General features: G+C 38.3%; 12 protein-coding genes. 7 read left to right on the top strand and 5 right to left on the bottom strand.

The window, feature by feature from the left end; all coding sequences use genetic code 11:
* Positions 1–477: 477 nt before the first annotated feature.
* Together gshA and purL are read right to left on the bottom strand one after the other, a co-directional pair.
* Positions 478–2,046 carry a glutamate--cysteine ligase gene (gene gshA, locus KO505_RS02660; protein WP_216053888.1) on the bottom strand — a complete coding sequence of 523 codons (1,569 nt, stop codon included), beginning with the start codon at positions 2,044–2,046 and terminating at the stop codon, positions 478–480.
* Positions 2,047–2,246: 200 nt separating this feature from the next.
* Entirely contained in the window at positions 2,247–6,155 is a 3,909-nt protein-coding gene (purL, locus tag KO505_RS02655) for a phosphoribosylformylglycinamidine synthase (protein WP_216053887.1), read from the bottom strand.
* 240 nt (positions 6,156–6,395) lie between these two features.
* Here purL and mltF point away from each other — a divergent pair, with 240 nt between their 5' ends.
* Positions 6,396–7,928 carry a membrane-bound lytic murein transglycosylase MltF gene (mltF, locus tag KO505_RS02650; RefSeq protein WP_252731598.1) on the top strand — a complete coding sequence of 511 codons (1,533 nt, stop codon included), beginning with the start codon at positions 6,396–6,398 and terminating at the stop codon, positions 7,926–7,928.
* Between the two features lie 118 nt (positions 7,929–8,046).
* Positions 8,047–8,217: a hypothetical protein gene (locus tag KO505_RS02645; RefSeq protein ID WP_216053886.1), complete on the top strand. Its 171-nt coding sequence runs from the start codon at positions 8,047–8,049 to the stop codon at positions 8,215–8,217.
* A 10-nt stretch (positions 8,218–8,227) separates the two neighbouring features.
* Here KO505_RS02645 and tadA read toward each other — a convergent pair whose 3' ends face one another.
* Positions 8,228–8,734 (bottom strand): tRNA adenosine(34) deaminase TadA, encoded by a 507-nt coding sequence (gene tadA / locus KO505_RS02640; RefSeq protein WP_216053885.1) that lies wholly within the window; start codon positions 8,732–8,734, stop codon positions 8,228–8,230.
* A 204-nt stretch (positions 8,735–8,938) separates the two neighbouring features.
* Between tadA and KO505_RS02635 the strand changes: the two genes are divergently transcribed.
* From KO505_RS02635 to KO505_RS02625, 3 genes are all read left to right on the top strand, one after another.
* Positions 8,939–9,172, top strand: a complete 234-nt coding sequence (locus KO505_RS02635; protein WP_216053884.1) for a hypothetical protein — start codon at positions 8,939–8,941, stop codon at positions 9,170–9,172.
* 54 nt (positions 9,173–9,226) lie between these two features.
* Positions 9,227–9,469 carry a hypothetical protein gene (locus KO505_RS02630; RefSeq protein WP_216053883.1) on the top strand — a complete coding sequence of 81 codons (243 nt, stop codon included), beginning with the start codon at positions 9,227–9,229 and terminating at the stop codon, positions 9,467–9,469.
* 88 nt (positions 9,470–9,557) lie between these two features.
* Positions 9,558–10,733 (top strand): retropepsin-like aspartic protease, encoded by a 1,176-nt coding sequence (locus KO505_RS02625; protein ID WP_216053882.1) that lies wholly within the window; start codon positions 9,558–9,560, stop codon positions 10,731–10,733.
* Positions 10,734–10,836: 103 nt separating this feature from the next.
* On the opposite strand, the gene guaA is transcribed toward KO505_RS02625, so the two are convergent.
* Complete coding sequence (gene guaA, locus KO505_RS02620) at positions 10,837–12,420, bottom strand: glutamine-hydrolyzing GMP synthase (RefSeq protein ID WP_216053881.1); 1,584 nt, start codon at positions 12,418–12,420, stop codon at positions 10,837–10,839.
* A 213-nt stretch (positions 12,421–12,633) separates the two neighbouring features.
* Complete coding sequence (guaB, locus tag KO505_RS02615) at positions 12,634–14,103, bottom strand: IMP dehydrogenase (RefSeq protein ID WP_216053880.1); 1,470 nt, start codon at positions 14,101–14,103, stop codon at positions 12,634–12,636.
* A 233-nt stretch (positions 14,104–14,336) separates the two neighbouring features.
* Between guaB and xseA the strand changes: the two genes are divergently transcribed.
* Both xseA and KO505_RS02605 read left to right on the top strand, forming a co-directional pair.
* Complete coding sequence (gene xseA, locus KO505_RS02610) at positions 14,337–15,680, top strand: exodeoxyribonuclease VII large subunit (protein WP_371819938.1); 1,344 nt, start codon at positions 14,337–14,339, stop codon at positions 15,678–15,680.
* A 27-nt stretch (positions 15,681–15,707) separates the two neighbouring features.
* Positions 15,708–16,445 carry a tRNA (adenine(22)-N(1))-methyltransferase TrmK gene (locus KO505_RS02605; protein WP_216053879.1) on the top strand — a complete coding sequence of 246 codons (738 nt, stop codon included), beginning with the start codon at positions 15,708–15,710 and terminating at the stop codon, positions 16,443–16,445.
* Positions 16,446–16,526 lie beyond the last annotated feature (81 nt).

Raw genomic sequence — 16,526 nt, 5'->3', positions numbered from 1 at the left:
GTGAAAGTTGTTAATTCCCTTTAGATTGTTGTTGTTTTATTGCGAGCATTTATATGCTCGCTTTTTTTTGCCTACAGGATGTAGGTATGCTCGATGGCCATGGACGGCCAAGGAGAGTATGCCTAAAGACTTTAAGTTTTAAGTTTGTTGTCACAAAGCTGAATATCCAATCCATTCAATTTGTTGTGTGAGTAAATAAATTTAATTAATTTCACACTTGGATGAACTTTTTGTAAATACCCTGTCTAACAAAGTGAAAGTTGTTAATTCCCTGGAAAGTTGTTGTTGTTAATTCGCGAGCATTTATATGCTCGCTTTTTTTTGCCTACAGAATGTAGGTATGCTCGATGGCCAAGGAGAGTATGCCTGTTTTAATGTAGGTATATAACTGTATATTTAAAACTAAGTATTGAGGGGGAATACTCGCAAACAAATGAATGTCCTGTTTACGAGTTTTAGTCTTTATTTAAGTATTGGTTAATATTTAAAGTATTCTGTTAAAAACTGATCAAAATCCACTTGGTCGGCTTGCTCAACTTCTAACTGTTTTTGTAATGACTTAATTGACTCTTGTTGTAAAAACTCAGATGAAAACTCGCTGGTTTCTTTATTTAAAATAATTTTCTTAAATTCTTGAGCTAACTTCAACCCATATGCACCGTTATCTGTATTAGTTGAATGTAGTTCAGCTAATAATTTACCAGACAACGTTTTAGTTGGATCGTTTGCTGAAGCTAATGTCGCTTTAATAGCATCTGAGTAGTGAGTTTCACCGTAATGATTATCCAACCAAGTCGCTATCGTAGCGAAGTCTTCAAATATTTCACCTAACCAATCAGTGCGACTTTTAACAACACCATTGTGTCCTAATGTTAAGTCTGGTTTTCTACCATCTAAAACTATCTTATCCTGATTTTCTTCCGCTTCTTGTTGTTGCGTATTATTTAATTCAGTTTCAGAATTAAATAAACAATACAGCAAGAAGACGTCAAGAACATGCATTTGCTCCAGTGTAATACCATAAGGAGTAAATGGATTTACATCTAACGCCCTTAACTCAACATACATAATGCCACGATTAGCCAAAGCGTCTGTTGGTTTTTCACCTGACTTAGCCACTTGTTTTGGTCTTACTGGAGCATATAACTCATTTTCTATCTGTAAGATATTGTGATTAAGTTGTTTATATTCACCATCAACTTTGACACCAATTTGTTTGTATTCTGCTGATTCTGTATGGATCGCCTTTCTAAGTTTTTCGATGTATTGAGTTAACGAACCATATTCAATATTCAACTCAGATTGAGCACTATTGGTATACCCTAGATCACTCATTCTTAATGACGTAGCATTCGGTAGAAATATAGAGCCTTTGCCAAAAGAATCAAAATCCAAACCGGTTTCTCGTCCTTTTAAAAAGGATTTACACATCGCTGGTGACGCACCATATAGGTAAGTAACTACCCACACAAAACGTTTGATATTACGTACCATGTGCATGTATTGAGAAGACTGATATTCAAGCGTATCTTCTGTTGATCCATTTAACTCTTTAAATAATTGCCAAAACTCAGTTGGCAACGAAAAGTTGTAATGGATACCTGAAATTGCCTGCATCATAGAGCCATATCTGTTTTTCAGACCAGTTCTATAAGTTGATTTCATTTTACCTACATTAGAGCTACCAAACTGAGCAATTCTAATGTCATCTTCATTATTGATAAAACAAGGCATGCTCATAGGCCATAACACTTCATCACCAATATTTTGGGCGACAAACTTATGCACATCTTGTAACTGGGCATAAGTCGTATTGATATTATTTGAAGGTGGCGTAATTAATTCTAATAAAGATTCAGAGTAATCAGTTGTAACATAAGGATGCGTAAGAGCTGCTCCCAAGGCAATTGGATGATCCAATTGAGACAATTTACCATCGGTATTTACTCGTAAACTTTCTCTTTCAATACCACGGTTAATATTGGTTATTGCTTTGGTAAATTGAGCTGAAGTTAATCGCTCAAGTTTTTGCTTAATTGTTGTCAATGCGCAACCTTTCCTTACATCTTTAGTATTCACTGTATATTTACTTTGCACTAAAGATATTGAAACCAAACTAGTTTATATAAGAGCATGTTATGGAGTCTAATATCTATAAAATAAAGGGCAAGTTAAAGATAAATTTGAAGAATTTTTTTGTAGAAACAAAAAAACCGCCTTTCGGCGGTTTTATTTAAGCGATTATATTAACCAACCCATTTACGAGCGTTGCGGAACATACGCATCCAAGGACTGTCTTCTTGCCACTCATCAGGATGCCAAGAGTTAGCCACTGTACGGAATACACGTTCAGGGTGAGGCATCATAATAGTAACTCGACCATCAGTCGTCGTTAACGATGTAATCCCTTCTGGTGAACCATTTGGATTAGCTGGGTACGTTTCTGTGAACTCACCATTGTTATCAACATATCGCATTGCAACAGTTCCAGATTCAAGTGCAGCAGTTACTGCCGATGCTTGAGCAAACTCAGCACGACCTTCACCGTGAGACACTGCGATTGGCATACGAGAGCCTGCCATACCAGCAAAGAATACAGAATCTGATTCTTGGATTTCCACTAAGCTGAAACGAGCTTCAAAACGTTCTGATTTGTTAGTAACAAAACGAGGCCAATGATCAGCACCTGGAATTAATGAACGTAAGTTAGACATCATCTGACAACCATTACATACACCTAAACTAAAGGTATTGTCACGGTGGAAGAAGGTTTTAAACTGTTCACTTAACATCTCGTTAAACAATATAGACTTAGCCCAACCTTCACCAGCGCCTAATACGTCACCGTAAGAGAAACCGCCACAAGCAACTAAGCCTGTAAAGTCAGCAAGATTCATACGGGCTTCTTGTAAATCACTCATGTGAACATCTATTGCTTCAAAGCCTGCACGGTTAAACGCAGCAGCCATTTCAACGTGAGAGTTAACTCCTTGTTCACGTAAAATCGCAACTCTAGGTTTAACACCGGTAGATGCCGATTTTGCGATAAACGGAGCCGCTACGTCTTCATTGATGTCATAAGTAAGTTCAACGTTTAGACCTTTGTCGTTCACATCAAATTTAGCATCATGTTCTTGTTGTGCACACTCTGGGTTATCACGCATAGATTGCATTTTGAATGTGGTTTCTGCCCAAACGGTACGGTAATGAGTACGAGTATTTTCAAGTACTACTTTGCCGTTATGAGTAAAGCTAACTTTATCTTCATTATTAACAGAACCAATCACATGCGACATGTCAGCTAAACCATTTTCAGCTAATACGGCTAACACTGCAGCTTTGTCAGAAGACTTAACCTGAATAACCGCACCTAACTCTTCATTAAACAAAGCAGCCGTTACATCATCACCTAAATCACTAAGGTCAACATTAACCCCGGCTTTACCAGCAAATGCCATTTCTGTAACGGTAGAGAATAATCCACCATCCGAACGGTCATGATAGGCCATCACTTTACCGTCACGGATTAAGGTTTGAATACTGTCGAAGAAACCTTTTAATATCGCAGGAGAATCAACATCTGGAGTTGACGTACCTAACTCATTATAAACTTGAGCCAAACAGCTCGCGCCCATACGGTTTTGTTTATTACCTAAATCAAGCAAGATAAGTTCTGACTCACCTTTGTCTGTTCTAAGCTGTGGCGTTGCGGTATTACGTACATCTTCAACACGAGCAAACGCAGTAATTACCAATGAAAGTGGCGACGTTACTGATTTATCTTCATTTGAAGACTCATCTTGCCACTGAGTTTTCATCGACATTGAGTCTTTACCAACTGGAATAGTTAATCCCAATGCTGGACACAACTCTTCACCTATGGCTTTAACTGCTTCATAAAGACCAGCATCTTCACCTGGGTGACCAGCAGCGGCCATCCAGTTGGCTGACATTTTAATGCGCTTCATTTCACCAATATCAGAGGCTGCGATGTTAGTGATGGACTCACCAACCGCCATACGTGCAGATGCACCGTAGTTTAATAAAGCAATAGGTGTTCTTTCACCTAGTGACATTGCTTCACCATGATAAGTGTCTAATGCTGCCGTTGTTACTGCAACGTCCGCTACCGGAACCTGCCAAGGGCCAACCATTTGATCACGAGCAACCATGCCTGTTACCGTACGGTCACCAATAGTAACTAAGAAGGTTTTTTCTGCCACTGTCGGTAAACGTAAAATACGTTCTGCTGCGTCATCCAATTTAATCTTGGTTAAATCAAATTCTGACCCCGCTGTTTGAGCAGAAGTAACGTCACGATGCATTTTAGGCGCTTTACCTAATAACACATCTAACGGTAAATCAATTGGGTTATTGTCAAAGTGCTCATCACTTACCGTTAAGTGACGCTCTTCGGTAGCTTCACCGATAACGGCATATTGAGCACGTTCACGCTTACATAACTGTTCAAATAATTCTAAGTTCTCTGGCGCTACAGCTAGAACATAACGTTCTTGAGATTCGTTACACCAAATTTCTAATGGCGACATGCCCGGCTCATCATTTGGTACATTACGTAACTCAAATTTACCGCCTCGCTCGCCATCATTTACTAATTCAGGGAACGCGTTTGAAAGACCGCCTGCACCAACATCATGGATAAAGGCAATTGGATTTTCATCACCTAACTGCCAACATTTATCGATAACTTCTTGGCAACGACGTTCCATCTCTGGATTCTCACGTTGAACCGATGCAAAGTCTAAATCTTCGTTTGATTGACCTGATGCCATTGAAGAAGCAGCACCGCCACCTAAACCAATGTTCATTGCAGGTCCACCCAACGCAATTAATTTAGCGCCAACAGGGATTATGCCTTTCTGTGTATGTTCACGACGAATATTACCAAGACCACCGGCAAGCATGATTGGCTTGTGGTAACCACGTACTTCTTCACCATTGTGACTGTTTACTTTATCTTCGTAAGTACGGAAATAACCTAAGATGTTTGGACGACCAAATTCATTATTAAATGCAGCTCCACCTAACGGGCCCTCCATCATAATGTTTAATGCGTTAACGATGCGGCTAGGTTTACCGTAGTTGATTTCCCAAGGCTGTTCAAAAGTAGGGATACGTAAGTTTGATACTGTATAACCACTTAAACCGGCTTTAGGCTTAGAACCACGACCTGTTGCGCCCTCATCACGAATTTCACCACCTGAACCAGTTGCGGCGCCAGGAAATGGAGAAATAGCCGTTGGGTGATTGTGTGTTTCAACTTTCATCAAGATATCAATGCTTTCGTTATAATATTGATAAGCATTAGTTTCTGGATTAGCAAAAAAACGACCAGCTTCAGAACCATGCATAACCGCTGCATTGTCTTTATACGCTGAGGTTACATATTCGCTATTGTGTTCAAATGTGTTTTTGATCATTTTGAACAAAGACTTTGGCTGTTTTATGCCATCGATTGTCCAATCTGCATTAAATATTTTATGACGACAATGTTCTGAGTTTGCTTGTGCAAACATATATAATTCAATGTCGTTTGGATTACGGCCTAATTTGTTGAAGTTTTCAACCAAGTAATCAATTTCGTCATCAGCTAGGGCTAAGCCCATTTCAATGTTGGCAGTTGATAATGCTTCACGGCCACCTGAGATAATATCAACTGAAGCAAACGGTTTAGGCGCTTCTTCAATAAATAACTGTGACGCTTGTTGTAACTCGTTGAATACCACTTCCGTCATACGGTCATGTAATTCTGCAGCTACTTGTTGTTTTTGCTCAGCGGTTAAACCATCTGCAACAACATAATACGCAATACCGCGTTCTACGCGTTTTACACTTTCTAAACCACAGTTATTAGCAATGTTAGTTGCTTTTGTTGACCACGGAGAAATAGTACCAGGACGTGGTGTCACTAGGATCAACTCACCTTCAGGTTTGTGCTGCGCAATAGACGGACCGTATTTTAATAAAGCATTAAGCTTTTCAAGTTCGTCTGTTGATAGGTCCGCTGACACGTCAGCAAAGTGGGAATATTCCGCATAAATGTCTGTTACATTTAGGCCAATAGCCGAAAATGCAGCAAGAAGTTTTTTAACACGAAATTCAGATAAAGCTGGGGCACCACGAAGGATTAACATATGCCAATTCACCATTCATTGATTGTTTTGAAAGGAAAAAAATTAGGCGCGCATTATATACACAATCGCTCTCAAGATATAGAGTACGAGCGTAATAAATAGAACGAATAAACAAAAATATTTTGTTAGCACAAAATCAGCTAAATTAAAGTCAATAGTACAGATAATTTATCGTGCTATTTCCATTTTTTTATAGCGAACAAATCTAAGCTTTAACACCAAAGGATTGACTGATAAATAATGGAATTTAAAAATTTTGTCATATTATGTTTAGTGACTGGTAAATCGAGTTTGTGGTATAAACTGCCCATGAAACGAAATCACACTGTAACCCGTACACTAACTTGTACCTTAAAATCAACAAAAACACGCCTTCTTTGGGTCGTGTCTCTTTTGTTTGTGTTAATGGCATGTCAGCCTGCAGATAAAGATTCAAAACTAAAACAAATCAAACAAGCTGGTGTTTTAAAGGTAGGGATATTATTTAACCCAACCAGTTATTATGTTGATATTGATGGCGCCGCTGGATTTGAGCATGATTTAGTACAAAACTTTGCTCGTTATTTGGACGTCGATATCGAATTTGTACCGAGTTACCATGTTTCGGAATTACTGCCTAAATTAGAAAATCGGACTGTTGATATATTAGTAGGTGGATTAGCGCCAACAAAAAACCGATCACAAAAATTTCGGTACTCGCCTCCATACTTAAACATCTCTCAGAAAGTGGTTTATAAACAAGGTCGCCAACGTCCAAATTCAATGGAAAATATTGACGCACCGATAACCGTTGCGGCTAAAACAAGTCACCACGAAAAATTGTTAAGCATGTTAGAAGATTACCCTGACATGGAAATTAACATTTCAGAAAATGCCGATCCTAATGAAATATTAGAGATGGTAATGGATGGAACAGTAGATTACACCGTTGCAGACTCTCATAATTTAGCGGTAGTTCGTCGTTATTTCCCTGACATTAGTGTTGCCTTTACCATTCAAAAGAAGTTGCCTTTAAGCTGGCTGTTAAACGATAACCATGATGATTCTTTATACGCTGTGTTAATCGACTTTTTTGGCGAGATGAACGAATCCGGTGAACTATTAGCGTTAGAAGACCGATATTTCGGCCATGTTGAAAAATTCAATTATGTGGATACTCGGTTATTTATGCGTGCGGTTGACGATGTGTTACCTAAATACCAAGATTGGTTTGTTCAATACGCTGGTGACATTGATTGGCGCTTACTGGCAGCACAAAGTTACCAAGAATCTCATTGGAATCCGAGAGCAAAATCCCCTACGGGTGTTCGTGGCATTATGATGTTAACACAACCAACAGCGAAACAATTTGGTGTTAAAAGTCGCTTAGATGCAGAAGAAAACATTCGTGGCGGTGCGGTATATTTACGTAAGTTATTAAACAGGATACCCGATCGTATTTCAGAACATGATCGACCTTGGTTTGCTCTCGCTGCTTATAATATTGGCTGGGGTCATGTGCAAGATGCACGTAGACTGACTTCACAACTTGGCGGAAATCCAGACAAATGGGTAGATGTTAAAAATCAGTTACCACTATTACGCCAAAAACGTTATTACAAAAAAACTCGTTACGGCTTTGCTCGTGGCGACGAAGCTGTTAATTATGTTTCAAACATTAGACGTTATTACGACACGCTTGTTTGGATAGATCAAAAAATGACGGAAGAAGAGTCTATTGCCAACAGAAAAAATGATGTTGAGCAAAACGCCAAACCACAACTTGCACAATAACGGTATGTAAAACAAATACCTCTCACATATTGCAGCCTCAGTTTAAATAGACTAGATTAGCCCGATTAACGATATAGCAATATGAATATCGGGCTTATGAGCCAGTAAAGGATAAGAAATGTTAAGAAGAAGAAAAGTAAATAAGCTAAAAAAGGTAGGATTAATGGCCAGTGGCATTCGTCGTCGTGTATCGAAAAAAAGAAATACTCGTCGTTTAGTTCAACGAAGAGTGAAACAAATTGCAATGCGTTTGGAAGGTTCGACTATTACACCAACTGACTACCAATAACTCTGCCTCTCTAATCTTTTAGTATTGCGTTCTTTAATTTATCTGCTTTTTTCTGTTCTCTGCGTTTCTTAAAAAAAGCTGAAATACGAGCGCTGCATTCATGCTGCATTACCCCAGAATAAACCTCAACTTGATGATTTAATTGCGCATGAGAAACTATATTCATGACACTTCCTGCTGCACCGGTTTTTAAATCACTTGCGCCAAACACCAGTTTTTCTATACGACTATGTACTAAAGCCCCTGCACACATTGGACATGGCTCTAAAGTGACATACAAAGTTGATCCAACTAACCGATAATTATCTACCTTGTTACCTGCATCTCTAATGGCCATAACTTCAGCATGCGCAGTAGGATCATTTAGTGTAATTGACTGATTCCACCCTTCTCCAATTATTTGATCATTTTTAACCAACACGGCGCCTACCGGTATCTCTCCTTGCTGCTCTGCTAATTCTGCAAGTTTAAGTGCATGTGACATCCATTTATTGTTATGTTCAAGATCATCAGTCATAAAATAGCTAAATAAATATAATTTGGTTAATTAGACTAAAATTCAGTTATTACCACAACACAATTATCACTTTATTAATTTAATTACTTATATTTCAATAGGTTAATAAATGGTATAAATGTTGTTATATATGACAACTATAAAAATGAATAATAGAGCGTAATCACTCTATAATTGAATAAAACAAATAAGAAGGAAATGAACATGCCAACTTCAGCATTTATCATCGCATTAGTCGCTATCGTAGGTGGAATAGGATATGCCGCTTGGGAACAATATGTAAAACTTCAGTTAAAGAAACAAAACAGCAAAATTGATGAGCAAACTCAAGCCGTTATTAATGAGTTAAAGCAACGCATCGAAGTATTAGAAAAAATTGTGACTGACGAAAAGTATTCTTTAAGAAACGAAATTAATGCGCTAGATAAAGCCAGTTAATCACTGGTTTGCAAAAGCTTTAAAACAATAACAATTATTAAGTAGAGAATCGTCATGACAGGAACAACCGCAGCCATCGCCATCATAGCTATTGTGGGTGGACTTTTATATTCAGCCTATGAACTTAACATTAATGCCAAACTAAAAAGACAAAATGCAGACGACAACGATGATCTGCAAAAAGAACTGAAAGAATTAAAACAAGAAATGTTAGCACTAAAAGAACGTACCGCTGTATTAGAAAAAATAGTGACGACTGAAAACTACGATTTAAAAGACAAGATCAATTCTTTATAAGATTGTTAAATTAAGCTAGCTAATTGAATCTATTCATAAATACATCTAGGATAGATTCAACTTAGACTAGCTAAAAGTGAGAAATAAATTGCAGATTAAAATAAGACTTTTAATCCTGATATTATTTTTATCATTAAGCTTAAACTTATATTTCTATTTAACCCTTCCAATCCAAAAGCAGCAAGCCAATTTAGCGTTGAACAGTCCAATGTTGGAAGTAGAAAACAAAACCAACAACAATCCATTTAACACGACGGTCCAAAGCACTAAACCACAAGTTAATAACGTTACAGAACAAGTTCATGCCCTTTTCAATAACCAGCAATATGACTTAGCTATCGATCTCTACAGTGACATTGTTAACCAAGATGAAACGTTAGCTGATAACATACTTAACACTTGGTTAATTAAACTAAACAACCGCCTAAATAGTCATGATAATGATACTGTCGCCGCCTTTACCTCTTCATTCTTTAATTACAATGCCTATCATATTAGAGTCATGCAGTTGGAAGCCAAACGGCTTGAGCACCTTATTCAATTTCCACAAGCAATTAAGCTCTATAAAGACATTATAGATAATTCGTTTGATCTAGAAATAGAACAACACAGCGAAAACCAGATCCATTTACTGGTACAAAAACAATATGCACTCTTAAGCCAACAAGGTTTATGGAAAGAAACCTTACATTTTCTCGAACAAGTATTATTTGATGAGGCTGATTACCCACCCTATTTATTATTGTTAAGTAAAACAAAAATAGAACTAAACCAATTATCCTCAGCACAAGAAATATTGTTACAGCTTGCTGAATCTGAAGAATCACCAGCCCAAGTTGATGCCTTATTACAACAAGTGCAATCTTTGTTATTAGGTGAAACCGCCATTCCACTAGCAAAACATGGCGAGCATTTTATAGTGAACGGTCAGTTTGATTCACAAAGCCAAATTCAATTGATGATAGATACAGGCGCATCACTGTCAGTTTTATCCAACTATGCTTTTGAAAACCTTCCTAGTTGGTTAAATCCTGTCTTTAGTCGACAAATAGATATGAATACAGCAGGAGGAATTGTTAACACGCCAGTCTACCGATTTGAACAATTTCAAATTAATGGCTATCAAGTTAAATCGATTGAATTTGCCGTAATGGATTTAGAGAACCTAGATAAAGCGGATGGTTTGCTTGGTATGAATTTTTTAAAACATTTTGCTTTTCAGATTGATCAACTAAACAATCAGTTGATATTAGGTGTTAATTAACTCTGTATTCCAATATCCAACAATTCTCCCTTATGCCTAATACTGAAAAAAGAATATAAAAAAACGGAGCATAAAAGCTCCGTTTTCAACTAACTACATCTAGTTATTCCCATTCAATGGTCGCTGGAGGCTTACCACTAATGTCGTAGACGACTCGTGAAATACCATCAATTTCATTGATGATACGATTAGAGACTTTACCTAAGAAGTCGTAAGGTAAATGCGCCCAATGTGCTGTCATAAAGTCGATAGTTTCTACCGCTCTTAAACTCACAACCCAGTCGTATTTACGACCGTCGCCCATTACACCAACAGAACGTACAGGTAAAAATACAGTAAACGCTTGGCTTACTTTATTATATAAATCAGCCGCATGAAGTTCTTCAATGAAGATATGATCCGCACGACGCAATAAATCAGCGTATTCTTTTTTCACTTCACCTAAGATTCGAACACCTAAACCAGGTCCAGGGAAAGGATGACGGTATAACATGTCGTAAGGTAAACCAAGTTCTAAACCAATTTTACGCACTTCGTCTTTAAACAATTCACGTAGCGGCTCAACTAAACCAAGTTCCATGTCTTCTGGCAAACCACCAACGTTATGGTGAGATTTAATCACATGTGCTTTACCTGTTGCGGAAGCAGCAGACTCAATAACGTCAGGATAAATAGTGCCCTGAGCTAACCATTTAGCATTAGTTAATTTACTGGCTTCTTCATCAAATATTTCTACAAATACGTTACCAATGATCTTACGTTTTTTCTCTGGGTCATTTTCAGATGCTAAACGGTCTAAGAATCTATCCTCAGCTTTCACATGAATAATGTTTAATCCAAAGTGATCACCAAACATTTCCATCACTTGTTCGCCTTCGTTTAAACGAAGTAAACCATTATCAACAAACACACATGTTAGTTTTTTACCAATAGCTCTGTGCAACAACATAGCCACAACCGATGAATCAACGCCACCAGAAAGGCCAAGTACAACTTCATCATCACCAACTTGATCTTTCATTTTAGCAATAGCGTCTTCAATAATTGAAGCTGAAGTCCACAACTTTTCACAAGCACAAATATCACACACAAAGTTTTCTAATAAACGTAAACCTTGTTTGGTGTGTGTTACTTCTGGGTGGAATTGCACACCGTAAAACTGTTTCTCTTCATTGGCCATTATTGCATAAGGGCAAGATTCTGTTTTTGCAACGGTAGTGAAGTCTGCTGGGATAGAATCGACTTTATCACCATGACTCATCCACACATCTAATAACGCATTACCGTCAGCTGAAAGTGCGTCTTCAATGTTTTTTAGCAACGCAGAGTTAGAGATAACTTCAACTTGAGCGTAACCAAATTCACGCTCATCGGACGTTTGTACTGACCCACCCAACTGTTGTGACATAGTTTGCATGCCATAACAAATACCGAGTACTGGAACGCCAGCATTAAATACATATTCAGGAGCTCTAGGTGAATTGTGTTCGGTAACCGACTCAGGTCCACCGGCTAAAATAATCCCGTTAGGATTAAAGCCTTTGATCTGTTCTTCGGTAACATCCCAAGCCCATAATTCACAATAAACACCAATTTCACGTACACGACGTGCTATAAGTTGAGTGTATTGAGAACCAAAATCTAAAATTAAAATCTTATGCTGGTGAATGTCTTGCTGTACTGACATGTTTTAGCCTTTTTAATTGTGTGGTCAGGAAACCTGAACCAAGTAATTGAAAAAGCCGGACATCTAATCCGACTTTGTTGAATAATGTTTATGTCTTAAGCTGTAAGCTATAAGCTATAAGCTCGCGTCTCGAAACTCGTGTCTCGTGTCTCGTAGCTCAAGAGCATTGCTGACGCCGAGATCAGTTAAACTGAAGACAAAACAAAAAATAAACTAGCCCATACGGTAATTCGGCGCTTCCTTTGTAATTTGCACATCATGCACATGAGACTCGCCCATGCCTGCCGATGTTACGCGTACAAATTCAGGTTTGGTGTTTAGTTCTGGAATAGAACCACAACCGGTTAAGCCCATTGCTGAACGAATGCCACCTAGTTGTTGGTGAATTATGTTTTCGATTGGACCTTTGTATGCAACACGACCTTCAATACCTTCTGGTACTAATTTTTCTTTGTTGTCTGATTTTTGGAAATAACGATCAGATGAACCATGTGATTGATTCATTGCACCTAAACTTCCCATGCCGCGGTACGATTTGTAATAACGGCCTTGGTATAACTCAACTTCACCTGGTGCTTCTTCGGTACCGGCTAACATTGAACCAACCATTACACAGCTTGCGCCGGCAACTAATGCTTTAGAAATATCACCAGAGAAACGAATACCACCATCAGCGATAACAGGTACATCTTTACCTGCAACACCGTCTACTGCGTCAGAGATAGCCGTGATTTGTGGTACACCACAACCAGTTACGATACGTGTTGTACAAATTGAACCTGGGCCAATACCTACTTTAACAGCGTCAACACCAGCTTCTACTAATGCGATTGCACCGGCCGCTGTTGCTACATTACCACCTACGATATCTAAGTCTGGGTAAGTTGCTCTCGTTTTAGCGACACGTTCTAAAACACCTTGTGAGTGCCCGTGAGAAGTATCGATTAATAAAACGTCTACACCCGCTTTAACTAAAGCTTCAATACGCTCATCAGTACCTGGACCTACACCTACAGCTGCACCTACGCGTAAACGACCTAATGAGTCTTTACATGCATTTGGCTTGCTGTCTGCTTTTTGGAAGTCTTTAACTGTGATCATACCTGTAAGCTTGAAGTTATCGTCAACAACTAAGATTTTTTCGATACGATTGTCATGCATTAACTTAAATACGACTTCGTTTGAGGCACCTTCTTTGACGGTGATCAAACGTTCTTTAGGCGTCATAATTGTAGTAACGTTGGTTTTTAAATTAGTTTCAAAACGTAAATCTCGACCCGTTACAATACCTTGAAGATTATTGTCTTTGTCTACAACTGGGAAACCAGAAAATCCATGTTCATCTGCCATTGCCATAACTTCACCAACTGTAATAGAGGTAGAAACGGTAACTGGGTCAGACACCACACCGGCTTCAAATTTCTTTACACGGCGAACTTCATTAGCTTGTGCTTCAATAGACATATTCTTATGAATAAAACCTAGTCCACCTTCTTGCGCTAAGGCAATTGCTAAACGGCTTTCAGTTACAGTGTCCATTGCAGATGACACCATAGGGATATTTAATTCGATGTTACGAGTTAAACGAGTTTTTAAATTGGCTTCGTGAGGAAGTATCGAGGAATGTCCTGGAACTAGTAGAACATCATCAAATGTTAGAGCTTCTTTAGCTATGCGCAACATGGAAATTTTACCTTAACTTAATATATGGAAGGAGATGATTACGTTGCGGCGGCATTTTAGTCTAAAAGTTGTGCTAGGTAAATGAAGATTTGCAAAAATCAGTAAAATAATAAGCACTATTTTAAAAAGTAATAGTTACTACTTATTTATGAGGAAATATATTTCAACAACTGACATTCATTTGCACTCTTGTTAGACTCCATTTATTCGACTTATAAGTGAATTAGAAATACGTGCAAACTCACAATAATGCCCAGCAACAACATATCTACCAAGTCTCAGAACTTAATCAAAAAGCCCGCATGTTATTGGAAGGTGAGTTTGTTAATGTGTGGATCTCAGGAGAAATTTCAAACCTAGTTAAAGCCTCAAGTGGTCATTGGTATTTTTCGTTAAAAGATAACCGTGCACAAATAAAAAGTGCCATGTTTAAAGGTAATAATCGCTCTGTTAGAGCTGTTGTTGAAAACGGCACTCAAGTGCTTGTACGTGGTCGTGTCAGTTTATATGAACCAAGAGGCGATTTTCAGTTTATCGCTGAAGTGATGGAACCGGCCGGCGAAGGTTTATTAAAGCAACAATTTGAACATCTTAAACAACAGCTGAGCCAAATGGGGTTATTTGACCAAGATGTAAAACGCCCTATTCCTGTCGCGCCAAAACGCGTTGGTATTGTCACATCGCCAACCGGCGCTGCGGTGCACGATATATTAACCGTATTAAAACGCCGTTCACCGCAAACTGAAGTCATTATTTACCCAACTATGGTGCAAGGCGAACAAGCAGCGCAAAACTTAATATGGGCCATCAATACCGCTAACTACCGAAACGAAGTCGATGTTCTAATTGTTGGTCGTGGCGGTGGTTCATTAGAAGACATGTGGTGTTTTAACGACGAAGCTTTGGCCCATACTATTTATAACTCAGCGTTACCTATCATTAGTGCCGTTGGCCATGAAGTGGATGTGTCCATTTCAGATTTTGTGGCTGATTTAAGAGCCCCTACGCCATCAGCCGCGGCTGAAATAGTTTCAACGGATAATTCAGAGTTAATAAATAAAACTACTCAGCTGTATTCTCGTTTGTTAATGGCCTATGCCAACAATCATAAAAACAGAAAGTCGAGCTTTGCTCAATTAAATAAAACACTGAGTTTATTGCATCCAAGTCACAAGATTAGATTAGCTCAACAACAAACGGATGAATTGAATTTACGACTTAACGGTTTAATCAAACAAACGGTTGCACATAAACAACAACGCTCGGTAGTGGCAAAAGAAATGTTATTAGCCAATACGCCAAAACATCAATTGCAGTTAGCTAAAAATAAACACAGCCAACTCAGCCATGATTTACAGGCCAGTTTTAACAATCACTTTTCTAAACAACAACAGCGATTTGCTAAAAATATTGAAAAACTACAAATCGTCAGCCCGTTGGCAACACTGCAACGAGGTTACGCCATTGCCACCTCAGAAACAGGCAAAGTGATCACAAATAAAGCTCAAGTCAAAGTAGATGAAAAGCTCAACATCAAAGTTGCCGATGGAGCGATTGCCGTCAAAGTGATCAATTAATCAGGCTAATAATTAGAATTTAAAAACATGTTAAAACTAGGCAAGCGTTTACAAAAACTAAACGAGTTAGTTGTTACTAACTATGACCATATATGGGATTGTTGTTGTGATCATGGGTATTTGGGCTCATCATTATTAACCCGCCAAGCGGCCAACGTTATCCATTTTGTTGATATTGTTCCTGAATTAATGAGCGGCTTAAATTACAAACTTAATCAATTTTATCCTGAGCAAAGTCTATTAAACCAAATAACCAACAATGACTCGTTAGAAGAAAGCTTATGGAAAACCCACTGTATTGACGTAAACGCCCTGCCGTTACAAGATTATATAGGCAGACATTTAGTGATAATTGCAGGCGTAGGCGGAGACTTAATGACTGATTTTGTCACCTCAACTTGCCAACAAAATCCACAGTTAGAAATCGACTTTCTGTTATGCCCAGTCCACCATCAATACACTTTACGCCAACAATTAATTAACTTGGATTTAAGGCTGCAACAAGAAGTTTTAGTGGAAGAAAACAATCGATTTTATGAAATGTTGTTAGTCAGTACTAAGCAAAGAACTGACGTTAATTCTAATATTGATCTGAAGGCAGTTTCAAAAACTGGCAAAGAACTTTGGCAAACATACACAGAGAAAGAGTTAAAAATCGCTAAACAATATTTAACGAAAACCCTACAACATTACCGCCGAATTCAACAAGGTGGGCGAGTAGATGTGAGTGATATTATTGAAGCCTATGAGGCGGTGGTCATTTAGTCTTGTTAAAGATTAGATGATAAGGCGTAAGTTGAATCTTCGATTCCGTGAACAGAACTAGACATAGTCCTCGTCATTCGA

Source organism: Psychrosphaera sp. F3M07 (genome assembly GCF_018860345.1).
Classification (GTDB): Bacteria; Pseudomonadota; Gammaproteobacteria; order Enterobacterales; family Alteromonadaceae; genus Psychrosphaera; species Psychrosphaera aquimarina.
Note: the sequence above shows the minus strand (reverse complement) of the source record. Positions and strands in the feature narration are given on the sequence as shown.